This is a genomic window from Acidiluteibacter sp., assembly GCF_055129545.1.
The window spans coordinates 157945-181232 of record NZ_JBSRUB010000035.1; the positions used below are offsets into that span (position 1 = coordinate 157945).

Sequence of the window (23288 nt, forward strand, 5' to 3'; positions counted from 1 at the left end):
ATTGGGAGGAGAGAGATAAAATAGAAGTCAAAAGACAAGAGTAATTCACTGTTGAGCTTCATTAGGGTTGGGTTTAGTTTCAGTATCAAACATAAACACAAAAAAAATAAAAAACAATAGTGTTCTATTTTCTAAATAGTTACAAAGGTTTTTAAAAATAGCTCAAACCCATATCAGCATTGATTTTTACCATGAGAAATAATTCTAAAAAAAGTTGCTTTTTAACATTTTAGTAACCATACAGTTGAGCAAACACGTTTAAGGTTTTTACAATAATCTAGCTCTAAAAGGTCTATTTTGGCATTTTAAAAATCATACCTAAACTTCCTCAACAAAAAAAGCCACCCTTTCAATGAAAAGATGGCTTCTACTATTATACATTTTTTCTAACTCAAATCAATTATTCAACACATCCGTCAAACTTAATTTTCCCATTTTCATATTGTTGTATTGCAGCACTAGGTGTGCCAATAGCGCCGAAATACTAGCCATACTCGCTTTGGTGCCTTCTGATATATTCATGCCTTTCAATCGCAATAACAACAAGCCATACAACCCATTCAAACAAGCCTCCATTTCGTTCATGTACTTTCCGTCAGATTTCTGCATTAACCCTGCGATGTGCTCCTTCGCCGCTTCGTACAATTCTTTGTATTGCTTGTCTTGAATAGTCGTCAATAATGTTTGGTGCAAAATACCTAAGCCTTTAATATCTGTATTGATGTAACTTAAATGCCCTGATTGCTGAATGCCTTCTTCAATCATCATGTCAATCAATTCAGCATACCACTGTTTAATTTGAACTTTCACATGATCTGGTTGAGGGTAGGTTTCCACCACTTCTTTTTCGATTCGATCTAAATCGAATTTATAAGAGCGGATGATGTCCTCAATTTGCCACATGTAAATGATATACTCGGCAATATTGGTTTCTTTTTTTAATTGTGCAATCAACATAATTTTACTTCTTTTTATTAGCTTCTTGGTATTTAGCATTCAGTCCGTCTATCACTTCAGCGGTGATGTTCATACTAGAGTCTGCCAACAACAATGAACTTGTGGTCGAATAATCTAAAATTAGTGTCAGTCCTTTTTCTTCTTTTAGTTGAACTAAATATCCATCTAGGCTGATTCTAATTTTCTTCTTCATATTGTCTTCTTCCTCGGCTAACTTAATTGCCAACTCTTCTTGCATTTTACCGATTCCTTCCTCTTCCTGCATCAATGCCATTTGTCTCTTCTCCCCTTCTGCTTGAGTCAACATTGGAGCATCCTCCCTTAACTTCAAATACTTATTCTCTAATGTCTTTACTTTGCCTTCCAACTGACCTCTAAATTGCTTCTGCTTCGATTCCAATTCAGCCCTCAATGTTTTTACCAAATCGTATTTTTCCCACAATGTATCGGTATTGATGTAAGCAATACTCAACTCTGTTTGATTGTTTACACTATCCGTTTTTTGAACCACAGGAGTTTCCTCGATTGGATCAGCATTCTGATTAGATACCATATAAAATAAAATAGCCACTGCTATTGCCAACACCACATTAAAAACTATCGATAAATTTTTCACTTTTCTGATTTAAAAATTATAATTTGCAAAGTTGCTATATTTAATTGAAATAGTCACGGATAAATGGCATTATCTCCTACATCTACATTCAACAACAAATATTTAGACGATTTGGCATTTATTCTGCTTAGTCCTGATTTGTTAGGCAATGAAAACCAGACCTATTTCAAGGAGCCAGAAAGCCTACTTCAATGGATTACCAAAGAAGCAGCAAATCCCAAAAGAATCAATGCTTATTTTAAGGCGTACACAATTAAAAAATTGGGTTGGTATGCCGAACGTTTGATGCAGTATTATTTCTCTAATTGCAAATCAGTAAAACTATTGGGCCATAACATTCAGTTATTTGATGGAAAAATTACTACCGGAGAAATTGACTTTTTGATTCGAGATCAAAATACCAATAAGATCATTCAGGTAGAATTGGCCACAAAGTTTTACATCAAATATGGTGATCAATTTATAGGGCCAAATGCAACCGATAATTTAGAAACAAAACACAGCCGGTTAATGAATCATCAGCTGCAACAATCCACACCAGAAGAAATAGGAACAATTACGAATGGAGAACCATTGTCTGCATCAAAATGCTTGATAAAAGGAATTATTTTCTATCCGTTTCAAGATTTTTTAGTTGAAAAATTCAGTTATCCGGATTATTTAGCCACAAATCATTTAAAAGGCTGGCACCTGAATATTCATGATTTTATGGCTCAAAAAATGTCCCATTTTTATCATCTTCCAAAAACTGAATGGCTAGGAATGAACCGCACTCAACGAATTGAAAATAAAGCATTCGAATTGTTTTTCGAATCTCAATTCGAGCACAATAAAGCCATTATGGTTTTAGATGAAAATTTTCAGCGAGGATTTATTACTTCAGACGATTGGCCTAATTGATTGTTTTGGCTTGTTGTTTCAGTTTTTCATATCCGATCAATTCAACAGGCATATTGATCATCATGCTAAAATCTTTTCCCATTTCTAACATATCGGCATCAGAAGTTTGATAAAACCATTTCACTTCTATTAGTTTCTTGAATTTTTCATTTTCCATAAACCGATAGAAAATAAATAGAATTCGTTTGAACGAAGTAACATTGAAATACTCTAAATCAAACTCGAAAGTAACTCTTCGAGGCAGAGAATTAGATAAAAAAGTATCAATCCAATCCAACAATTGCTGGTAAAATTCATCAACATCTGCCAATATTGATCTACCTGAAATTTGAACGGACCCATTTTCAGGATCTAAAATTACTTTGGGAGTTTTATAGGTGGGTTCTATTTGGATATACTGCATAAGTTAAGAGTTATTTGTATCTGTAGTGTGTAATCAAATATGCAAAATATAATTTCTGATTTCAAAAAATCTGCTACCTATTTTTACAACTATTAGACTAAGTAACTAAATTCGCCGACCAACTTACAAACTCATCATATCTTTAAGCTTTGCAGCTTGCCTTCTAGAGATCTCCACTTGTTTGTCGTTTCTAAGTTTAGCCAATAGCCCGCCATTGAACCAACTTTCTACACTGCTGATCCAGTTCAAATTAATGATGTACTTCCGATTAGCTCTAAAAAAAGTTTTGGAATCTAGCCTTTCTTCTAAGTTATTTAGCGACTTTAATATCAGCGGCTTATTGTCTCCAAAATACACCCGAACATAATTTCCTTCAGACTCAAACAGGCTGATGTCTGTCAGCTTAACAAACCAACACTTATCACCATCCTTTACAAAAACCTGATCCTCTGGAGAAAACCGACCAGTATTTTCAACTGACTTTTGAACTGACTCTACTTCCCCCTCCGGTTGTTTTAACCGATCAATGGTTTCTTTCAAACGCTCCACATCAATTGGCTTCATTAAATAATCAAAGGCACTTACTTCAAATGCTTTCAGCGCATACTCATCGTAAGCAGTCGTAAATACGACCTTGGGTACAAATGACAATTCCTCCAACATGGCAAACCCATCCTTCCCTGGCATCTGAATGTCCAAAAAGATTAAATCTGGTTTTAGCTCTTCTATTTTTTCAATTCCATTGTCTGCATTGGTGCATTCTGCAATGATTTCAACCGAATTAAACTCATTTAGCATACTCGCCAACTCTTTTCGAGCCAATCGTTCATCATCAATTATTATTACTCTCATCATAGGTGTATTGTATTACGTGATGTGGAATATGCAACTGCACCTCCACTTCACCTTTGGGGTTATTAAAGATGGAAAAATGAGCCTCCTTTCCAAATAATAATTGCAACCGCTGTTTTGTATTCTCTAATCCAAAAGCCGTTTCAGAAATTAATAGCTCGTTATAATTTCCACTGTTTAAAATGCAAATTTTCAATAAATCATTTTCTATTCGGGAAGAAATCGAAATCCTCCCGCCTTCGGTCAACTTCGATATTCCATGTTTTATTCCATTTTCCACCAAGGTTTGCACCATCAAAGGAGGAACTGGCCAGTCGTATGTATTTTCATCAATCGAATAATCGACGGTCAACCGCTCTTCAAATCGTGTTTTCTCCAGAATTAAATAATCTTGCACCAATTGCATTTCATCCTTAAAAGCAATCACTTCTTGTTTGCCCAGCATAAAGGAACTCCTCAAAATATTCGACAACCGAGTAATGGAATCTTTTGCTTTTTCTGGATTCTCTCCTACCAATGCTCGAATACTGTTCATGGAGTTGAAAATAAAATGGGGATTCAATTGTGATTTAATCTTATTCAATTCGATTTCATTTCGAGCCGCTTGCCATTTTAAGTTTTTAATTTCTTCTTTGCGATAATTCTGAACAAAATGAAACAGGAAATACAACGACGACCAGAGTAAAAATATCACGGTTTGATTGATCACATTTCGGATGACATCAATCCATTCAAACACATAAATTTCTCCGGCAATTAATACATCAGAAATCAAGGTGTGAACGGTGAAAAACAACGTACCAAACACCACACAGGCCAACAATATTCTCGGAATCAATTTATACAATTGATACTTCAGCCAATTCAGGTTCAAGATTAATTCTCGATAAATGTGTGAAATCAAAACCCCTAGTGAAAAAGTAACCAGTAAATTAAAGATCAATTGCTGATTGAGTTCTGCTCCGTTCAATTGATTTAGCAACCCCATCAACACCACATAGATCAACCACCCATAAACTTGTGAAATCCAGTATAAGTTTTGTTGTTTGAAAACAATTTTCATGGGCAAATGCAGTTTAAATGCAATGAAGTAAAGATATTTTAAAACTTGGGACTACTCAATTAAAAAATTACAAAAGGCGAATAGGTCGTCCAAATGGACAATACCGGTAGATTTACTTTCTGTAAATTTGATTGTTTGAAAGGAACAAAATCAAACCAATACCAATGAAAAAAATCACATTGTTTTTACTTTTTATAGTGCTCGCTGCTTCTCAAGTCAATGCGCAGACCCTGACAGAATCAGACGAACCTGTAAAAAAGCCGAAGAAGGATTTTAACATTATGGACAAGTTAATCATCGGTGGGAGCCTTGGTGGCACTTTTGGCACTTACACTTATGTAGATATTTCGCCAACAGTAGGGTATTTACTAACCGATAATTTTTTAGTCGGAATTGGAGCAAAATACAACTACATCAAAGACGGTACATATAAATTCACGTATCGATTCAGTAGCTATGCAGGAAGTATATTTACTCAATATTATTTTTTAGAGAGCTTTATTGCTCACGCAGAGTACGAGTTAATGAACACTGCTTTTGCTCCTGACATACTACGACCTGAATTAGAACGCATTAATATACATTCAGTTTTTGTTGGCGGCGGCTATAGAGGTTCAATCGGCGGCAACTCATTCATAAGTTTACTAGTGCTTTTTAACCTTAACGAGACGATTTATTCCCCCTATTCTAATCCACAGATTAGAGCAGGTATAGGAATCGGTTTTTAATTGCAACTAGAAGGAACCAAAACTCGACCAGAATTCCATTTTCCTTCCCATTCAGAACGAAGAATTCTATTTCCATTTGAATCCAATGATTGCAGATCTGCATTCTTTGCAATGACCATGGTGTTGCCTTTACATATTTGCTGAATGACTATTTCTTGCATTTGAACTGCCGAAACCGCTTGCTTCTTCTCAACCAAACTTGCACCAAAACGATTGTTAAATAAATCCATTTCAATACTTACGCTATCGGGAATGGCTCCATCTTCTAGTCGCTTCTTTTTAAAGTCTTGTTTGTTCTTTTTTTCGTGAGCGCTCCCCAACTTTAAAGCCCTTCGGCTTCCTATTTCTTGAGTTAAAACTGCCATCCAATACGTGTGGCGAAAAGCATCTAAATTTCCTCCATTTCCATCCTTACCTAAAATTGATTTTATGGAATCTGAGTTCGCCACCTTCACTACTTCCGAACTTAGTTTTGCGGTTTTTTTAGCAATAAAAGGATGAAAAAACACCCATCTTTTTTCTGCACACCCCAAGGTTTTGAATTGCTTTCTAAATTGAGCATGAACATTCAACGAGCCAACTAACAAAAAAACAAGCCCTAACTTAATCTTCATAGAATGATTTTACAACAGCTTGCCCTCCTAGGTTTCCCATTTGACGAACGGTCCAGCTTCGGCGACCTCTAACATAGGATGAAGGATTCTTAATTTTAAATTTAACCGGATTGGGAAGAACCACCGCCATTAATGCCGCCTGAGATCGGCTGACTTTCTTTGCATCTTTATTGAAATGAATAATAGCAGAAGCCTGCACGCCGTATATTCCATCGCCTTGCTCAATGACATTCAAATACACTTCCATGATTCGTTTCTTCGACCAAAACAATTCAATTAAAAAAGTAAAATATGTTTCAAATCCTTTTCTAACCCAAGATCTAGAAGGAACTAAAAACACATTCTTAGCTGTTTGCTGGCTAATGGTACTGGCACCTTTTACTTTTTTTCCCTTTTTATTGTTCTTGATTGCCTTTTCAATCGCTTCTACATCAAAGCCATTGTGCGTCATAAACTTTTGATCCTCCGCGGCAATTACTGCTAATGGCAAATCTGGACTCATGTCTTCTATTGAAACCCAATCTTTTTGAATTTGCCTAGAATCACCATCAAAATACTTGGCTATCATGAAAGGGGTTATTGGAGGATTCACGAACTTAAAAACCAAAACCGACAAGAGTGTCGATCCAAAAAATATAAGAATTAGTCGCCCAATCCACTTGAGAATTTTCCTAAACATAAGGGGAGTACATTTGTTAATGTAAATGTATACCGAATTAATTAAATCTAAATAAATAAGTCATGAAACAGTATTTAAAAAGTGCCACTTTTTTTGCCCTAACAATTGCTTTAATAGCATGTGGTGGTGATAAACCAGTGGATGAAAACAAAGCAGAGAAAGAAGCACCTGCTAAAAAAGAGTCCAGTATAGAAATTATTACTGAACAAGTTGAAATCAACGTTGCTGCAAAGGGAGAATCTATGGCAGAAATTGCCTATGAGCCTGCTAGTCTAACATTAAATGAAGGAGCAGAAGTGACCCTAATCTTTAAAAATCAATCTTCAGCTGCAGGCATGTTGCACAACTTTGTTTTAGTTCCAATGGGAGCAGGACAAGAAATTGCTACAGCAGGAATTGCTGCAGGTGAAGCAAATAACTTCACCCCAAATGACGATCGAATCATTGTAGCCACCAAAATGACAACAATGGGTGAAGAAGTTACCATAACGTTTACTGCTCCTAAGAAAGGTTCTTATCAGTATATCTGTACCTACCCTGGGCATTTCCCTAAAATGGTTGGACGCTTAACCGTAAATTAATCACCAAACAGTTTAAACGAAAAAAGGTCTCGGCAAATGCCGAGACCTTTTTTTATTTTTATAGATATTCCCTTACGCCAACATAGCGACAGGATTCTCAATAAATTTCTTAAATGTTTGTAAGAATGCTGCACCTGCTGCACCATCAACTGTTCTATGGTCACAAGATAAAGTTACCTTCATAACAGAACCTGGAACGATTTGTCCATTCTTTACCACAGGAACTTCTTTGATTGCTCCAACGGCCATGATACAAGAGTTTGGTGGATTTACAATCGCAGTAAACTCATCAATTCCAAACATTCCTAAATTAGAAATAGAGAATGTACTACCTTCCCAATCTTGTGGCTGCAGTTTTTTGTCTTTCGCTCGCTGTGCAAAATCTTTCACTTCTGCACCAATTTGCGACAATTGTTTGGTGTTGGCAAAACGAACAACAGGCACCAATAATCCATCTTCCACAGCAACTGCTACGCCAATGTTTACATGATGATTGATACGTATTTTATCGCCTAACCAAGAAGAATTAACTTGTGGATGTTGTTGCAAAGCTACTGCTGCAGCTTTAACAACCATATCGTTAAATGAAACTTTTACCCCTTCCATTGCATTAATTGCTTTTCTTGCTTCAATGGCATTGGTCATATCTAATTCTATTGTTAAATAGAAATGCGGTGCGGTAAATTTACTTTCTGCCAATCGCTTCGCGATGGTTTTACGCATTTGAGAAATCGGTTTCTCTTCGAAGTTTTCTGACCCAGTAGCAATATTAGATGCGGTAGCTGTTTGAGCAGCAACTGCAGGCACAAAGTTCTCTATGTCCTTCTTGGTAATTCTACCATTGTCTCCAGTTCCCTTTACTTGGCCTAAATTAATTCCTTTCTCAGAAGCCATTTTCTTCGCAAGTGGAGATGCTTTTATGCGAGAACCATCCGCATTTTCAGCAGCAGCTGGAGCTGAAACTTCTTCTACTTTGGTTTCTTTGTCTGTTTCTTCTTTTTCATCATCACCTGACTCTTCAGTGTCTGAAGTGGCATTTTGCTGATAGGCTTTAATCAAGCTTTCATAATCAGCTCCCTTCTCACCAATCACCGCTAAAACAGCATCTACCTCAGCAGATTTACCTTCTTCAACAGCTTGATACAACAACACACCATCATCGAAAGCTTCGAATTCCATAGTGGCTTTGTCTGTTTCAATATCTGCTAACAGTTCTCCAGATTCAACGGTATCGTTCACCTTTTTATGCCATTTAGCAACAGTCCCTTCTTTCATGGTGTCGCTCAACTTTGGCATTTTAACGATCGTCGCTTTGATAGAAGAAGTATCTATTTTTTCTTTTTTATCTGCAGCAACTGGACTGGACTTTTTATCATCTGCTTTCGCCGGTTTTTCTGACTTAGCATCAGCTTTTGAATCATCTCCATCCAACAAAGATTGATAATCCTCTCCTTTTTCACCTATAATGGCAAGAATAGAGTTCACTTTAGCCGTTTTCCCTTCTTCCACACCTAGATACAATAAGACACCTTCTTGAAATGACTCATACTCCATGGTTGCTTTGTCTGTCTCAATATCAGCTAATAAATCGCCTTCGTTCACTTGCTCTCCAACAGACTTATGCCATTTTGCTACAGTCCCCTCTTCCATTGTGTCACTCAACTGGGGTAATTTTATAATTTCAGCCATAATACCTTACTATTTTTAGTCTCTCACGAAAGGATAATCTTCCTGAGAATAAACGTCTTTATATAAATCTTCTGCTTTTGGAAATTCTGATTTCTCAGAAAATTCAACTGATTCTTGAACTTGAGCCTTCACTCGATCTTGAATCACTTTCAATTCTTTATCTGTAGCATATTTTTTTTCCTTAATCACTACCAATACATTCTCGATAGGATCCAACGATTTATATTCCTCTAACTCTTCTTTTGTTCTATATTTTGCAGGATCAGACATAGAGTGTCCTTTATATCGATAAGTTCTCATCTCCAATAAAGTTGGTCCATCTCCTTTTCGTGCTCTGTTTACTGCTCTTTCATAAGCTTCGTGAACTGGCTCACATGCCATTCCATCTACTTGTTCGTTTGGCATATCATAAGCATCTGCTAAACGATTCAAATTTGTTACGTTAGACGTACGTTCAACAGAAGTACCCATTGCGTATTGGTTGTTCTCAATCACAAAAATAACAGGCAATTTCCAAGTCATCGCCATGTTCAACGCTTCGTGAAAAGCTCCTTGTCTAACAGCACCATCACCCATGTAACAAATGGTTACATTTTTATTCCCTTTGTATTTATCTGCGAATGCAATCCCTGCGCCAATTGGCACTTGACCTCCTACAATCCCATGCCCACCAAAGAAATTCTTTTCTTTAGAAAACATGTGCATAGAACCACCTTTACCTTTGGAACAGCCCGTAACTTTACCATACAATTCAGCCATAATCGCATTTGGATGAACTCCTTTAGCAATAGGATGCGCGTGATCTCTGTAGGCAGTAATCATATTGTCATCATCTCCGATAACTGACATCGCACCAGCAACTAATGCTTCTTGACCTATGTATAAGTGACAGAAGCCTCTAATCTTTTGTTGGATATATAATTGACCTGATTTCTCTTCAAACTTTCTCATCAAAAGCATTGATTCGTACCAGGTTAAATATGTTTCTTTTGAGAATTCTTTACTCTTGTCTGAACTCTTCGTTGATGTTGTTTTCTTAGCCATTACACCTTCTTTAAAATGGATTACAAATTTATAATATTTGAGGGATTATTGGTACTTAATTTTGTTTTTTAAGTCCTTTTAAGTCGAATGCAAAAGGCAACAAATCACTTACACACTCAAACAACCATATATTTCCTTGTTGGGGCTTTAAAATAACACGAATAGGCGTGCTTTGTTTTTGGCGATATTCCATGATGACTTGTCGGCATGCACCACAGGGTGATATTGGTGTATCTACAGGCATCACATCTGATTCCGCATAAATTGCAATGGTGTCAATTGTTTCATTTGGATGCGTTGCTCCAGCATGAAAAATAGCCACTCGTTCAGCACACAACCCTGATGGATAGGCTATATTTTCTTGATTATTACCGATTACTACTTCTCCATTGCTCAATAATATAGCCGCTCCTACTTTAAAATTAGAATAGGGAGCATAGGCAGTGTGTGAAATATTTATAGCGTCTTTTAGTAAAGATTGGTCGTTAGAGTTGAGCTGGTCGATGGTATCGTATTCAGTAAATTCTATTTGCTTTTTAACTACTCTCATGTTTCGTTTTTTGAACGATTAAAGGTAACAAAATAAGAAAGACTTATTGAACTTCATTGAATCAAGAACCCAACAAAGAATATTCACTAAACGATTTTAAGATTAAGTGACTTTATCAAAAGTCATATGGTATAAATCGAATCCTTTTGCCCAATAATCTTTTTCAATTTTATCCAATTTAAAACCCATTTTTTGGTAAAATTCAAAAGTGAATTGAGAGGTTCTTACTTCTACTGCATCAACTTGTTTATTCAGAAGCAAACGATCTATTCGATATTGAGTTAGCTGACCTCCAATTCCGTCTCTATGCCTATCAGGATGCACAAAATCCCAAGAATTCGAGCTAATTTATTTTCTAGAAAATAGTTAATACCACCTGCATCAACAATTTCATATTTTTTTTCTACAACGAAATACTCTTCTATTTCATTTTGTAGGTATTCAATTAAATGGTTTTCTTCAGAGGGATTAAAAAATCGAGGAGTGTTGGACCGAAAAAGTCTTAAAACCGCTAACTGATCTGCAGAATGATAGAACCTAATTTTAAGTGTTATTTTAATCTATCCAATTATTGAAAAAGAAATAAACGTTTTATTCAGAAATTCGTTTAGTCTTTCTGAATTAAAACAGTCGCATAAGCAGAGACTCCTTCCTCTCTTCCTTCAAAACCTAGTCTTTCAGTAGTGGTCGCTTTGATCGACAAATCATCTTCATCGATTTCTAAAATAGGAATTAATGCAGCTTTCATTGCCGGAATGTGCGGATTAATTTTTGGTCGTTCTAAAGCAACTGTAGCATCAATATTACCAATTATGTATCCCTTATCTTTCAACAATTTCACCACATCTTTAAGCAAAATTTTACTATCTATTCCTTTGTAAGCATTGTCTGTTGGAGGAAAATGAAAGCCAATGTCTCGCAAGTTTGCAGCACCTAAAAGCGCATCACAAATAGTATGAATCAACACATCAGCATCTGAATGACCAGTTGCGCCTTTGGTATGTGGCACTTTAATACCGCCCAAATAAAAATCAGCTCCTTCTGAGAGCTGATGTACGTCGAATCCAAATCCTACACGTATTTTCATATTATTCTGCCTTTGGTTTTTTCATATCTGCAAAATTAGCAGTAAGTGTCAATCGAATAGTATTTGCCAATGGATTTCGTTGTTTGTTTCCAACTAAATAAGCCAAATCAATTCCCAACACATTCAATTGCAAGCCAATCCCTACAGTAAAAAATTGACGATCTCCTTTCGTTTCATCTTCATAAAAATAGCCCATTCTCACAGCAAATTGTCGATCGTACCAATATTCTAATCCTACTGAATAGTTTAACTCTTTCAACTCCTCCTTGGAACCACCAGGTGCATCCGAAAATGATCCAAAAATAGCACTAGCGATCCCTCTATCTGGATCTTCACCTTCAGCGATCACTCGGTTTCCTTCAGAATCAAAAACAGGCGCTCCTGTTTCGTCAACTGCATATACTGGAGGAGTTGGAACTAATAATTTATTCACATCGAACAAGAAAGTCAATTGGTTGTAATCATCCAAATCAACTGTGATAGACGGCCCGATTCTTAAGTTCATTGGAATAAAATCCGATGAAGCTGATTCAGTATAAGAAATCTTAGACCCAATATTAGAAACATTTAATCCTGCTCTAAAGATTGCTTTATAATCTCCTAAACGGAATCGTTCACTTTGATAATAAGCAGACACATCTGCAGCGCCAGCGATCCCAGCCTTACTCTCAGATTGACCTTGAGTTAAATTAGAATAAATAAATCTTGCAGTAACTCCTACTGAAAAATTGTCAGAGAGCTTTGAAGCATATGTTCCATCTAAAGCAAATTCATTTGGATTAAAATCACCAAGTGATGTTCCATTGTTGTCCGTAAAAGCAATTTTTCCCAATGAAAAGTACCTTAGAGAAGCAGCAACAGTTGACCGCTTATCAATTCTCTTAAAAACTGACACATAAGCAAGATTAATGTCTGGAACCAAATTTCTTAACCATGGAGAATAAGATAATGATGCTCCAAAATCGTTTTCAATAAAAGCCAATTTTGAAGGGTTGTTATGAATTGAATTGGCGTCAGGTGAAAGCGCAACTCCAGCATCACCCATAGCTCCTGACCTAGAATCAGGGGTAATTTGCAAAAATGGAACTGCTGTAGTAATGGTATTTAGCTGAACGTCCTGTGCTCTATCAAATTGATTTTGACCTATCGAAATTCCAATCGTGAATACGAGAACAACACAAAAGGAAATAATATTTTTAATTTTCATTAATCTGTTTTAAACTTTAACAAAGGGGAACAAATGTAAGAATTCTAAACGTTGGGATTCTCACATTATTATAAAATCACTAATTTTTCGTATTTCTCAGCTACAGAGCCATTTCTTGAACTAACCTTTAGTCGATATACATAAACTCCTCGTCCAATTCTATCCCCAAAATCGTCTCGTCCATCCCACTGTATTGAGCGAGATTGATAACCGGTTGCTTGAACTACTTGCGTGATACTTCTCACTAATTTCCCACTCACGGTATAAACATCCACTTTAACATCTAAGGTTTGTCCTGCTTGATTGTGCTCAAACCAAAACTGGGTATTTGTAGTAAAGGGATTAGGGTAATTCAAAACGTGATCCAATTCAACATCTTTCTCCATTAGGACTTCAAACTCTAAAGTTCGTTCGGATGAATTATTGTGAACATCCCATGCCTTAACAGTTAAGCGGTGCTTTCCTTCGGCCAAATTTTTCATTGGGTACGTCACCTTCCCACTGCTGTAATCATCTAGAGCAGCTTCATAAAAATCATTCAATACAAAACTCTCATCAGTTTTATCATCCAAATAGGCGACTAAATCGTGTCCTACTCCATTTCCCACGGTATTAATACCTTGCAAATCTGATAATTCCAATATCAATGTAGGATTTTCGTGAGTGATTCCACCGTAAACAAAGTTCTTGTCATTTAAATACATTTCAATCTCAGGACCTTGATCATCTAAATCTATTGAATCAGCTGTCCCACCGATTAAAAAGTTTGTAGAGCCACCATTCGCATCTATCTGACTATTATCTGCGTAATAGCTTACTTTTCCCGCGCCCACATTATAAGCAATGTCTTTTGGCACTATAAAATCAAATGAAAATACGCCATTGACTACACTTGCCTTCCCTTTAAACAATCGACTATTTCTCGAACTATAATTGTAATAGCCATTGTTATCATTATTTAATGTTGTATAAGATTTGATTTTATCAAAAATCGTGGGATAAACGAATCCATTAAAATTACTCATCAAATTTCCATTGTTATCTCTTACCTCTCCAGTAAAAGTGACCTTACTTAACGCTTTTAAAGTATCTCTTCCATTTATTGCACTGCCATTAATTGCTGTAGTCACAACATTATTGTATTGAGGAATTGCCAATTTAGTAGCTGGATCTCCAAGAAGCGTAAAATTCTTTGAGTTGGATGAGTTAGAATGCTGTGCTTTTGTGATCGCAAAAATATCTCCTAATCGTTGATACTTATAATCTCCATTTTCCTTTTCAAACATCCGTTTATACAAGGTATCATTTAAGTATAAATTAGGAGTTGCGTAAACCAATCGGGTGGTTGACATTAAGGCAATTCCTCCGCCATCTTTATTCAATAATACAAGCTCACCACCAGAATTTCTCATCGGATCGTCAAAACGACTAAACTCACAAGTAGCAGTTACAAAAATAGGTAAATGTTTGTTATTTTTCCATGCATTAATATCACTTACTCCCAACACTCGCTCTGCAGTCCATCCAGTTTCGCCACCATGACCAGTATAATTAACCAACAAACTACCTTTATTCACTGCAGAATTAAGAGCTATAGTTGCTTGTGGATAACGGTCTCCTCCTGGCGTTGCTATCTGCTGGAAAGCATCCAAATAAATCTTTTCAACATTCATAAATGCTACCGAATCCAGATTTCTAGACACAATCGCCGAATGATTCATATGCAGCGTTCCATCCTCATCATCTGCGACAAACACAGATAAATTTCTCCAATCTCCTAGCGTTTGAGTAGTCTCATACATCAGCACCTTATTCAACACCCCTTGCGATTCAGCCAAGGTTTTAACTGGAAATCGACCTACGCCAATATCAACCTTATCGTTATCAGAACTTAAATACCTTCCTTCATTTAGGTCCAACACGCCCATATAATCATCACTAACATAGGATGCTACTGGGCTAGTTGAGTTTTTACTTTGATAAGTCACCACAAAGTTGGTATTTCCAGAGGTTCTATTCTTATTGTCATAAGATCCATCACCATATAGCAACAAATACTTTGGCAATTCAGCGGTAGTGGTTGCTCTTTCATACAACATTCTCATTAGCGAGCGGATTGCTACTGGGCTCTGACTGCCGGCACCAAATTCATTATACACTTGCTGCGGAGAAACTACCTGAACAGTCAACCCTTCATTTCTTCTAAAGTCAGCCAATACTTCGGCATGCTCTCTAAATAGTGGATGAGCTACTATAATATAATCGATACTCGACAAGGCATGTAGGTTTTGATTCATTACCATTCCTGAAAAACCCACACTTGTATCTCCATCATTAAAAACAGCATATTCTTCAATTGAGTTAGAAGAAGCAATAAAAGATGCTCCACTCACACCCGCTGTATAAAGTTGGTTTTTTACATTTTTAAAATCACTAACATCCCAAATCTTTGCTTTTTGAAACTGTCCATTTATGTTAAATTGTGCAACAGCATTTGGCGCAACTGAATTTACATCCCTAAAAAATAATGCCGAACCATTAAACACTAAATTTCTTCGAACATTCACTTCTATAGAGTTCATCCAAGCCTTAGATGAAGATTGAGGCTTATTGTAGGTCGCAGTTAATGTTAAGTTTGGACTGTTTGGTTGAAAAACATAAACTGATTTAGATTCTTCAGCGAAAGGGGTATCGTACCGATCAAAATTTACTGTAAACAATGACAGTGTATTTACAGAATTTGCAATCTGTAGATTAAAACTACTAGGCACACTTGACCTCCCATAGGCGCTGACATACATTCTTGCATTTTTAGTCAGGTCAATATTAGGAAAACTGAATGAAAACTGATACGTAGTGGTTGCATCAAACAATTCACCTACCCATTCTTGACCAGATTTAATGAAATTACTTTTGTCCTTTTCATAGTATTGAAAATCATCGAAAGATGAAACAATATGTGTGGGTGGAGCTACTAAAGAAGCTTGATTCATAATTCTTTTACCCATGGCACCACCAAAAGTTAAGAAGTAATAAGTGCTATCAGAATAAATATTTTGTGTGTGAATAAAACGATCAGCGGTGGTATCGTAATATTTTGTATTGGGATCTTGTCCATAAAAAAGCACAAAATCAGAAGTTGAGAAATTACCATCCGACTCCCCTTCTACATAAATGGCATGTTCTACTAAATCATCTACATTATTGTCTTGGTTTAATTCAGGTAGCAAGCCAGCTTCGTTTCCATAGATCTTTATAGTTCTTGGGTCGATAGCAGAAACGTCAATGTTGTGCTTTTTAAAGAATGAGTTGGTTAATTTAAATACGCCATCTTTATTCACTGCAATTTTATACCACTCACCAGAATTAAGAACAGAGGTGTTTTTAAAAGCTGCAGAACGCTTTAACTGGTTCGCAGAAACTGCATTCTTTCGGTAATCGAGATTAAATGCAGAAAGCACTTCCAATTGTCCAGAATTTGACATTCTAAAAGGCGTTATTTTGATTTCAGCGAATTTTCTTTTCTTAAAAAAGTAATAGTTGTACTCTACTTTAAAATTATTAGTCACTGAGTTGGTCGCTGCTAATGCAGATTTTACTAATTGATCATCAATAAATTCAGTAATTGCATCTGTAATTTTAACTTCACTTAATTCTTGACCAGTAGCTAATTCGATTTGGACTTGTGTAAAAGGAAGGTCGGATTCTTCTAGATTGTATTTCGCACCCTCAAAAAATATAAATGTTTTAGTATCGGTACCATATAACGACTCTTTTGTTAGCTCAATCTTCCCCACCTTATACTTAGTCTCTTGTGAAAAAGCGTCAACATTAAAGCACAAAAAAGTAAGCAAGATAAAAATTGAGGATAAATTAATTCTTAGTTTGGTCATTTTAAAGGGTTTTTAATAATAGATTCAAATTTACTTGAATTAGTTGCATAAAAACGAATCCAAATTAATATTATTGTGATGCGAATTTTGAAAGAATAGTCATGTTACTTTTAACACATGACTATTCTTTTAGTTTGTTTAATTATATTTGTCCCCCATGCGAAAGATACTAGTGCGTTCAGCCTCTATATATTTATTTTTTCTGATTGTTTTCAATTCAGTATGTTTTGGCCAAGATCCGGGGTACTCTCAGTTCTACGCCAATCCTTTGGATTTGAATCCTGCCTTCGCTGGAACCGCTCGATGTCCAAGAATAAATTTAAATTATAGAAACCAATGGCCAGGCATCGACAATTCATTTGTTACTTATAGCGCCAGTTTTGACCAACATTTTGACAAACTAAATGGTGGTTTAGGTTTAATTATTATGAACGATAGAACAGGCGAAAATGTTCTAAACACTACAAATATTGGCTTAATCTATTCGAATCAGTTAGAAGTCAACCGAAACTTTTCAATCAAATTTGGTGCTCAAGGAACTTATTTTCAGCGATCAATTAGAACCCAAAACCTAAAATTTGGAGACATGATTGATCCAAGAAGGGGTTTTGTGTTGCAAACAAGAGAGCCTGTTTTTGACGAAACAAATTCATTTTTTGATGCCTCTGCCGGTTTTTTAGGATTTAGTGAGAAATTTTATTTCGGTTTTGCAGTACACCACTTAACAGAGCCTGAAGAAACTTTCTTAGGGTCGAATTCTGTGCTTCCAAGAAAATATACGGCACATGTAGGTGCAGTGCTTCCAATGGGAATTCGTCATAAAGACATGTCATGGTCGCCAAACATAATGTATCAAACTCAAGGCACATTTACTCACCTTAACCTAGGGGTTTACATTAATAAAGGACCAATTGTTTTAGGGTTGTGGCACAGAGTTGGAGATGCTTTTATTGCATTAGTTGGAGTAGAAACCGATGAATTTAAAATAGGATACAGTTACGATGTAACTACAAGCACAATAGCAAATAAGTCTGCGGGATCTCATGAAATTTCTTTCCGAATGAATTTACCATGTCCTCCGAGAAAAGTTAAATTTAAGACAATAAGCTGCCCATCTTTTTAGTTTATTACAAACAAATCATAAAAATCACTATTTTTGAACATTATAAATAATTTAAAAACTATGAAAAGTTTTAAAAATCACACCTATTTATTGATTGGTGTTGTCGCATTTTTAATGGCTTCCTGTTCAGGAGAGCGCTCTTCATCAACGGGTTGGGAATATAACAATCCTAAAAATGGTGGATTCGAAAAGGTGCCTTACTTCGAACAAGAGACTGGTCCAGGACTAGTTTTAATTGAAGGTGGACGTTTTACAATGGGAAGAATTGAGCAAGATATCTTTTACGATTGGAACAATAAGCCAAGAACTGTGACTGTTTCGTCTTTTTATATGGATGAAACTGAAGTTACCAATTTTCATTATTTGGAATACCTTTATTGGGTAAGCAGAGTATTTGGAGCAGATTATCCTGAAGTATACAAAAAAGCTTTACCTGATACGTTGGTATGGAGAAGCAGATTGGCTTATAACGAACCTTTTGTTGAGCATTATTTACGTCACCCTGCATACAGAGACTACCCAGTAGTTGGTGTAAACTGGTTGCAAGCTAGTGATTTTTGTGCTTGGAGAACAGATAGAGTAAACGAAATCATTTTGATTAGAGAAGGTTTGTTCGATCATTATCCAAATCAAATCAACGAGGACAACTTTAATACTGGTGCCTACATGAATGGTCAGTATGAAAGTGGTAAGCGTATTGACGGTATGCTTGACTTGGATCCAAACAAGGAAACTCGAAATGTAAAAATGGAAGATGGTATTCTTTTACCTGACTATAGATTACCAACTGAGGCTGAGTGGGAATATGCTGCTTATGGTTTAGTAGGAAATACCGTTGGAGAATTAATCGTAGAAAAGAAGTTTTATCCTTGGAATGGTCATGGTGTTAGAAACGCTGACGATAATTACTTAGGTCAAATGCTAGCGAACTACAAAAGAGGACGCGGAGATAATATGGGAGTTGCAGGTTACTTAAATGATAACGCTGAGATTACTGCTCCGGTTTACTCATATTGGCCAAATGATTATGGGTTGTATAATATGGCTGGAAACGTTTCTGAATGGGTAATGGATGTTTACCGTCCTTTATCTTTTGATGATGTTGATGATTTCAGACCATTTAGAGGAAATGTATTTACAACTCTTCAAAGAGACGCTGACGGATATATCGCTGAAAAAGATAGCCTAGGTAGATTAAGAAGAAGAGAAGTAAATGTAGAAGAAGACAACTTGCAAGAAAGAAGAAATTACAAGCAAGCCGATGTTATCAACTATGAAGATGGTGATTTAGAATCAAGTGTTTATTATGACGCTCCTGCTTCTTATGACGAGAAAGGAGATAATGCCATGTATAATTATGGTTCTACTTCTTTAATTTCTGATAGAGCTAGAGTTTACAAAGGTGGTTCTTGGAATGATAGAGCTTACTGGATGACACCAGGAACAAGAAGATTCTTAGATGAAGATCAATCTTCTCCATATTTAGGATTTAGATGTGCGATGACGAGAGTCGGAAGCCCGGTAGGACTAGGAGAATATTAAAATATATTTTTAAATTTAGCCCTCTCAATATTGAGAGGGCTTTTTTTTTGACTATTTATGGACATCACATCATTATATCAAGCATTTATTAAATCAGGTCAGGTATCCACTGACAGCAGGAAAATAGAAAAAGGAAGCATCTTCTTCGCACTGAAAGGAGACAATTTTAATGGCAACTTATACGCAAAAGGTGCATTGGAAAAAGGTGCATCTTATGTTGTAGTGGACGAAATCATTGAAGGTCTTCCCGCTGAACAATCTTTTAAAGTTGAAGATGTTTTAACTGCTCTTCAGCAACTAGCAAATCATCACCGACGAGCACTTAACATTCCAATTATTGGGATTACGGGTTCTAATGGCAAAACGACTACCAAAGAATTATTGGCAACCGTTCTCAATAAAAAATACAACACCTTTTTCACGAAAGGGAATTTAAACAACCACATTGGCGTGCCACTTTCCTTGCTTTCCGTTACAGAAAAACATGAATTAGCCATTATAGAAATGGGAGCCAATCACGTTGGAGAAATTGCAGATTTATGCAACATTTGTGAACCCAATTATGGGTTGATTACAAACATTGGAAAGGCACATTTAGAAGGGTTTGGTGGCGTTCAAGGAATTATTAAAGGCAAAGGAGAATTGTATGATTTCATTCAGAAAAAAAACGGTCAACTCTTTCTTAATGCCGATTCAGTTGTATTGAAAGAAATGGCCAAAAAAAGAGACTTACTGGGAATTACATATGGCCAAAATTCACAAGCCAACCTAGAAGGTAGCTTAGAATCGAGTAACCCTTTCATTTCTTTCATTTGGAACTGGTCGTATAAAGGAATCGCTACCAAGTCAGAAAACCCTATTACTAGCCAATTGTTTGGAAGTTATAACTATGACAACCTCTTAGCTGCAGTTTGTGTTGGAAATTTCTTCGATGTAAACGAACAAGACATTAATGATGCACTTTCCGACTACCAATCGGAAATGAATCGATCTCAAATTATTGAAAAAGGGAGCAACTCCATTTATTTAGATGCTTACAACGCCAATCCTACTAGTATGCAGGCAGCAATTGAGTCATTTGACCAATTGGTTCTAAAAAAGTCAAAGGTGGCTATTATTGGCGATATGTTTGAATTGGGCGAAGACAGCTCAAAGGAACACCTTTCCATTTTGGAATTATTAAATAAAGTTCAATTTGATCATACAATTTTAGTCGGCACACACTTTTTTGAGCATCAAAGCTCCTTTCCAGATTTTAAATTTTATAACTCAAGAAAAAATTTAGAAGACGAAAAAGAACAACTCCAGATCAGTAAATCAGCTCTCCTTATAAAGGGAAGTCGAGGAGTCGCATTAGAGAAGCTACTCGATTTTATCCCATAAAAAAAGGTCGCTTTGGATATCCAAAGCGACCTTTTCAATTCCTATGTTACTTATTATCTCAACACTGAACGAGAAATTACAATTTTCTGTACTTCTGTCGTTCCTTCGTATATCTGAGTAATCTTAGCATCTCTCATCATACGTTCTACATGATATTCTTTAACGAATCCATATCCACCATGTACTTGAACAGCTTCAGTAGCAACATCCATTGCAGTTTGAGAAGCAAATACTTTAGCCATTGCGCTTTCTTTGTCAAAGTTTAACCCTTGATCTTTCATCCAAGCGGCTTTCAAACATAACAACCTAGAAGCTTCAACAGTTGTAGCCATATCTGCTAATTTAAATGCGATCGCTTGGTGCTGACTAATTGGCTTACCAAAAGCAGCTCTTTCTTTAGAATAAGCAATTGCCAATTCCATCGCTCCAGATGCTATTCCCAATGCTTGAGAAGCGATACCGATTCTTCCACCAGACAATACTTTCATTGCAAATGAGAATCCAAATCCATCTTCACCGATTCTATTTTCCTTTGGAACTTTTACATCAGTAAACATTAATGTATGCGTATCTGAAGCACGAATACCCATTTTATTCTCCTTCGCTCCTACTGTAAAACCTTCCCAGTCCTTCTCAACAATAAAAGCATTGATTCCTTTGTGTTTTTTCTCAACATCTGTTTGAGCAATAACGATATAGTATGAAGCACTGCCACCGTTAGTGATCCAGTTCTTGGTTCCATTCAATAAGTAATGGTCGCCTTTATCAATTGCAGTCGTTCTTTGCGATGTGGCATCTGACCCAGCCTCTGGCTCAGATAAACAGAATGCACCAATTTTTTGACCTGTAGCCAATGGCTTCAAATATTTTTGTTTTTGCTCTTCTGTTCCGAATTTCTCAATTCCCCAACAAACTAATGAGTTGTTTACTGACATCACTACTGATGTAGAAGCATCAACCTTAGATATTTCTTCCATCGCTAAAACGTATGAAATAGTATCCATACCGCCACCGCCGTATTTTGGATCTACCATCATTCCCATGAAACCAAGCTCACCTAATTGCTTAATTTCTTCTGTTGGAAATTGTTGTTTCTCATCTCTGTCGATTACTCCTGGCTTTAACACATTCTGTGCAAAGTCTCTTGCAGCATCTCTAACTGCAATATGTTCTTCTGATAATTGAAAATCCATACTTATAAAATGTAATTTTAACTCTGTTTAATTGGAAAGTTTACAAAAATAAAGCTTTCCGCTCTTTATTACAATTTAATATGAGTAATGTTTATCATGCCATTGGAATAATGTCTGGCACATCCCTAGACGGAATTGACATCTCCTTATCTTCATATAGTTATGACAAAAACTCAGCTTGGAGTTTTGACATTAAGAAGACGACTACCATCCCATATTCTGAGGAATTAAAACATCAATTAGCGGGAGCAACTGAATTATCAGGATTAGCATTGAAATTACTTGAAAACGAATGGTCTAATTTTGCTGCGAGACAGATCAATCTATTCCTTAAAAACAGCGTTATCAAACCTGATTTAATTGGCAATCATGGGCACACTATTTTTCATCAAACTGATAAAAAGCTAACCTATCAATTGGCCAACAATTCTATCATTTCTGTTGAAACAGGAATTCCAACTATCGGTGATTTCCGATCGGCAGATGTAGCATTAGGAGGACAAGGAGCACCATTGGTTCCGATAGGTGATTCATTGTTATTTCCACAATATAACTGTTGTATTAATTTAGGTGGAATAGCCAATATTTCCTTCACAAAAGACGATGAGATTATAGCCTTTGATTGTTGCCCTTTCAATATTCCTTTGAATATTCTGGCAAATAATATAGGTCACGATTATGATGATGGTGGAAAAATTGCTGCAACGGGAATTGTCAATGAATCACTTTTAAAAGAGCTTATGGAAATTCCGTTTTTCAATGAAAGCCACCCCAAATCATTAGGAATAGAATGGATAAAAGAGCACTTCATGCCAATTATTGTAAAGCACACTATTAAAACGGAGGACACTTTAGCTACTATAATTGAACTGTATACCAATATAATAAGCACTATTATTCTTGAAAATAAACTTCTCCATGTGCTTATCACTGGAGGAGGAACACACAACACTTATTTCATCGAAGAACTTAAAAAGAAATCCAAGATTCAAATTGAGACGATTGAAGCCCAAACCATAGATTTTAAGGAAGCAATTATCTTTGGCTTTTTAGGTGTGCTTAGGTGGAGAAAGGAAGCCAACACAGTTCCCTCTGTCACAGGAGCTTCAAAGGCGCATTCTTCAGGAGGTTTATATTTACCTTAAATGTGACTTTATTTTCCTCCTTAAAAGATAGTTTTTATA

General features: G+C 36.2%; 22 protein-coding genes. 7 read left to right on the forward strand and 15 right to left on the reverse strand.

Features of this window, described 5'->3' with window-relative positions; all coding sequences use genetic code 11:
* Positions 1–396 precede the first annotated feature (396 nt).
* Both ACTB0X_RS17130 and ACTB0X_RS17135 read right to left on the reverse strand, forming a co-directional pair.
* Positions 397–957, reverse strand: coding sequence for a DUF4924 family protein (locus ACTB0X_RS17130; RefSeq protein WP_463026266.1), 561 nt, complete (start codon positions 955–957; stop codon positions 397–399).
* A 4-nt stretch (positions 958–961) separates the two neighbouring features.
* Complete coding sequence (locus ACTB0X_RS17135; RefSeq protein WP_463026267.1) at positions 962–1573, reverse strand: OmpH/Skp family outer membrane protein; 612 nt, start codon at positions 1571–1573, stop codon at positions 962–964.
* Between the two features lie 63 nt (positions 1574–1636).
* Between ACTB0X_RS17135 and ACTB0X_RS17140 the strand changes: the two genes are divergently transcribed.
* Positions 1637–2473 carry a DUF1853 family protein gene (locus ACTB0X_RS17140; RefSeq protein ID WP_463026268.1) on the forward strand — a complete coding sequence of 279 codons (837 nt, stop codon included), beginning with the start codon at positions 1637–1639 and terminating at the stop codon, positions 2471–2473.
* Here ACTB0X_RS17140 and ACTB0X_RS17145 read toward each other — a convergent pair.
* From ACTB0X_RS17145 to ACTB0X_RS17155, 3 genes are all read right to left on the reverse strand, one after another.
* Entirely contained in the window at positions 2466–2876 is a 411-nt protein-coding gene (locus ACTB0X_RS17145; protein ID WP_463026269.1) for a DUF1987 domain-containing protein, read from the reverse strand. The genes ACTB0X_RS17140 and ACTB0X_RS17145 overlap by 8 nt on opposite strands.
* A gap of 123 nt (positions 2877–2999) precedes the next feature.
* On the reverse strand, positions 3000–3728 hold the full coding sequence (locus tag ACTB0X_RS17150) for a LytR/AlgR family response regulator transcription factor (protein ID WP_463026271.1): 729 nt from the start codon (positions 3726–3728) through the stop codon (positions 3000–3002).
* On the reverse strand, positions 3709–4791 hold the full coding sequence (locus ACTB0X_RS17155; protein WP_463026272.1) for a sensor histidine kinase: 1083 nt from the start codon (positions 4789–4791) through the stop codon (positions 3709–3711). The genes ACTB0X_RS17150 and ACTB0X_RS17155 overlap by 20 nt, the downstream gene beginning before the upstream one ends.
* Positions 4792–4955: 164 nt before the next feature.
* On the opposite strand from ACTB0X_RS17155, the gene ACTB0X_RS17160 reads away from it, so the two are divergent.
* The gene (locus ACTB0X_RS17160; protein ID WP_463026273.1) at positions 4956–5519 is read left to right on the forward strand and encodes a hypothetical protein; all 564 of its coding nucleotides are present in this window, start codon (positions 4956–4958) and stop codon (positions 5517–5519) included.
* Here the strand turns inward: ACTB0X_RS17160 and ACTB0X_RS17165 are convergent.
* Positions 5516–6133, reverse strand: a complete 618-nt coding sequence (locus ACTB0X_RS17165; RefSeq protein WP_463026274.1) for a DUF6973 domain-containing protein — start codon at positions 6131–6133, stop codon at positions 5516–5518. The genes ACTB0X_RS17160 and ACTB0X_RS17165 overlap by 4 nt on opposite strands.
* A complete protein-coding gene (mtgA, locus tag ACTB0X_RS17170) occupies positions 6123–6812 on the reverse strand; it encodes a monofunctional biosynthetic peptidoglycan transglycosylase (protein WP_463026275.1) in 690 nt (229 codons plus the stop codon). Before mtgA ends, ACTB0X_RS17165 begins: the two co-directional genes overlap by 11 nt.
* A gap of 62 nt (positions 6813–6874) precedes the next feature.
* On the opposite strand from mtgA, the gene ACTB0X_RS17175 reads away from it, so the two are divergent.
* Positions 6875–7393, forward strand: a complete 519-nt coding sequence (locus ACTB0X_RS17175; protein ID WP_463026276.1) for a plastocyanin/azurin family copper-binding protein — start codon at positions 6875–6877, stop codon at positions 7391–7393.
* Positions 7394–7465: 72 nt separating this feature from the next.
* Here the strand turns inward: ACTB0X_RS17175 and ACTB0X_RS17180 are convergent, their stop codons facing one another.
* The 7 genes from ACTB0X_RS17180 to porU form a co-directional block, all read right to left on the reverse strand.
* Complete coding sequence (locus tag ACTB0X_RS17180; RefSeq protein WP_463026277.1) at positions 7466–9082, reverse strand: pyruvate dehydrogenase complex dihydrolipoamide acetyltransferase; 1617 nt, start codon at positions 9080–9082, stop codon at positions 7466–7468.
* A 15-nt stretch (positions 9083–9097) separates the two neighbouring features.
* Entirely contained in the window at positions 9098–10126 is a 1029-nt protein-coding gene (gene pdhA, locus ACTB0X_RS17185) for a pyruvate dehydrogenase (acetyl-transferring) E1 component subunit alpha (RefSeq protein WP_463026278.1), read from the reverse strand.
* A 55-nt stretch (positions 10127–10181) separates the two neighbouring features.
* Positions 10182–10676: a cytidine deaminase gene (gene cdd / locus ACTB0X_RS17190; protein ID WP_463026279.1), complete on the reverse strand. Its 495-nt coding sequence runs from the start codon at positions 10674–10676 to the stop codon at positions 10182–10184.
* Between the two features lie 102 nt (positions 10677–10778).
* Positions 10779–11000: a GNAT family N-acetyltransferase gene (locus tag ACTB0X_RS17195; protein ID WP_463026280.1), complete on the reverse strand. Its 222-nt coding sequence runs from the start codon at positions 10998–11000 to the stop codon at positions 10779–10781.
* Positions 11001–11283: 283 nt separating this feature from the next.
* The gene (ispF, locus tag ACTB0X_RS17200; protein WP_463026281.1) at positions 11284–11763 is read right to left on the reverse strand and encodes a 2-C-methyl-D-erythritol 2,4-cyclodiphosphate synthase; all 480 of its coding nucleotides are present in this window, start codon (positions 11761–11763) and stop codon (positions 11284–11286) included.
* A gap of 1 nt (position 11764) precedes the next feature.
* Positions 11765–12970, reverse strand: a complete 1206-nt coding sequence (gene porV / locus ACTB0X_RS17205; RefSeq protein ID WP_463026282.1) for a type IX secretion system outer membrane channel protein PorV — start codon at positions 12968–12970, stop codon at positions 11765–11767.
* A 68-nt stretch (positions 12971–13038) separates the two neighbouring features.
* Positions 13039–16863: a type IX secretion system sortase PorU gene (gene porU, locus ACTB0X_RS17210; RefSeq protein ID WP_463026283.1), complete on the reverse strand. Its 3825-nt coding sequence runs from the start codon at positions 16861–16863 to the stop codon at positions 13039–13041.
* A 157-nt stretch (positions 16864–17020) separates the two neighbouring features.
* Here porU and ACTB0X_RS17215 point away from each other — a divergent pair, with 157 nt between their 5' ends.
* Genes ACTB0X_RS17215 through ACTB0X_RS17225 form a run of 3 tightly spaced genes read left to right on the forward strand, consistent with a single transcriptional unit; the run spans position 17021 to position 20911 of the window.
* The gene (locus tag ACTB0X_RS17215; RefSeq protein WP_463026284.1) at positions 17021–17986 is read left to right on the forward strand and encodes a PorP/SprF family type IX secretion system membrane protein; all 966 of its coding nucleotides are present in this window, start codon (positions 17021–17023) and stop codon (positions 17984–17986) included.
* A gap of 60 nt (positions 17987–18046) precedes the next feature.
* Complete coding sequence (locus ACTB0X_RS17220) at positions 18047–19528, forward strand: SUMF1/EgtB/PvdO family nonheme iron enzyme (protein WP_463026285.1); 1482 nt, start codon at positions 18047–18049, stop codon at positions 19526–19528.
* Between the two features lie 57 nt (positions 19529–19585).
* Positions 19586–20911, forward strand: a complete 1326-nt coding sequence (locus ACTB0X_RS17225) for a UDP-N-acetylmuramoyl-tripeptide--D-alanyl-D-alanine ligase (protein ID WP_463026286.1) — start codon at positions 19586–19588, stop codon at positions 20909–20911.
* Between the two features lie 53 nt (positions 20912–20964).
* On the opposite strand, the gene ACTB0X_RS17230 is transcribed toward ACTB0X_RS17225, so the two are convergent.
* A complete protein-coding gene (locus tag ACTB0X_RS17230) occupies positions 20965–22104 on the reverse strand; it encodes an acyl-CoA dehydrogenase (RefSeq protein WP_463026287.1) in 1140 nt (379 codons plus the stop codon).
* 80 nt (positions 22105–22184) lie between these two features.
* Between ACTB0X_RS17230 and ACTB0X_RS17235 the strand changes: the two genes are divergently transcribed.
* Entirely contained in the window at positions 22185–23249 is a 1065-nt protein-coding gene (locus ACTB0X_RS17235; RefSeq protein ID WP_463026288.1) for an anhydro-N-acetylmuramic acid kinase, read from the forward strand.
* The last annotated feature ends 39 nt before the right edge of the window (positions 23250–23288 follow it).

Bases quoted from the DNA above. Each gene is read 5' to 3' on its own strand.
- ACTB0X_RS17130 (WP_463026266.1), bottom strand. From the start codon at position 957: ATGTTGATTGCACAATTAAAAAAAGAAACCAATATTGCCGAGTATATC.
- ACTB0X_RS17140 (WP_463026268.1), top strand. From the start codon at position 1,637: ATGGCATTATCTCCTACATCTACATTCAACAACAAATATTTAGACGAT.
- ACTB0X_RS17145 (WP_463026269.1), bottom strand. From the start codon at position 2,876: ATGCAGTATATCCAAATAGAACCCACCTATAAAACTCCCAAAGTAATT.
- ACTB0X_RS17150 (WP_463026271.1), bottom strand. From the start codon at position 3,728: ATGAGAGTAATAATAATTGATGATGAACGATTGGCTCGAAAAGAGTTG.
- ACTB0X_RS17155 (WP_463026272.1), bottom strand. From the start codon at position 4,791: ATGAAAATTGTTTTCAAACAACAAAACTTATACTGGATTTCACAAGTT.
- ACTB0X_RS17160 (WP_463026273.1), top strand. From the start codon at position 4,956: ATGAAAAAAATCACATTGTTTTTACTTTTTATAGTGCTCGCTGCTTCT.
- ACTB0X_RS17165 (WP_463026274.1), bottom strand. From the start codon at position 6,133: ATGAAGATTAAGTTAGGGCTTGTTTTTTTGTTAGTTGGCTCGTTGAAT.
- mtgA (WP_463026275.1), bottom strand. From the start codon at position 6,812: ATGTTTAGGAAAATTCTCAAGTGGATTGGGCGACTAATTCTTATATTT.
- ACTB0X_RS17175 (WP_463026276.1), top strand. From the start codon at position 6,875: ATGAAACAGTATTTAAAAAGTGCCACTTTTTTTGCCCTAACAATTGCT.
- ACTB0X_RS17180 (WP_463026277.1), bottom strand. From the start codon at position 9,082: ATGGCTGAAATTATAAAATTACCCCAGTTGAGTGACACAATGGAAGAG.
- pdhA (WP_463026278.1), bottom strand. From the start codon at position 10,126: ATGGCTAAGAAAACAACATCAACGAAGAGTTCAGACAAGAGTAAAGAA.
- cdd (WP_463026279.1), bottom strand. From the start codon at position 10,676: ATGAGAGTAGTTAAAAAGCAAATAGAATTTACTGAATACGATACCATC.
- ispF (WP_463026281.1), bottom strand. From the start codon at position 11,763: ATGAAAATACGTGTAGGATTTGGATTCGACGTACATCAGCTCTCAGAA.
- porV (WP_463026282.1), bottom strand. From the start codon at position 12,970: ATGAAAATTAAAAATATTATTTCCTTTTGTGTTGTTCTCGTATTCACG.
- porU (WP_463026283.1), bottom strand. From the start codon at position 16,863: ATGACCAAACTAAGAATTAATTTATCCTCAATTTTTATCTTGCTTACT.
- ACTB0X_RS17215 (WP_463026284.1), top strand. From the start codon at position 17,021: ATGCGAAAGATACTAGTGCGTTCAGCCTCTATATATTTATTTTTTCTG.
- ACTB0X_RS17220 (WP_463026285.1), top strand. From the start codon at position 18,047: ATGAAAAGTTTTAAAAATCACACCTATTTATTGATTGGTGTTGTCGCA.
- ACTB0X_RS17225 (WP_463026286.1), top strand. From the start codon at position 19,586: ATGGACATCACATCATTATATCAAGCATTTATTAAATCAGGTCAGGTA.
- ACTB0X_RS17230 (WP_463026287.1), bottom strand. From the start codon at position 22,104: ATGGATTTTCAATTATCAGAAGAACATATTGCAGTTAGAGATGCTGCA.
- ACTB0X_RS17235 (WP_463026288.1), top strand. From the start codon at position 22,185: ATGAGTAATGTTTATCATGCCATTGGAATAATGTCTGGCACATCCCTA.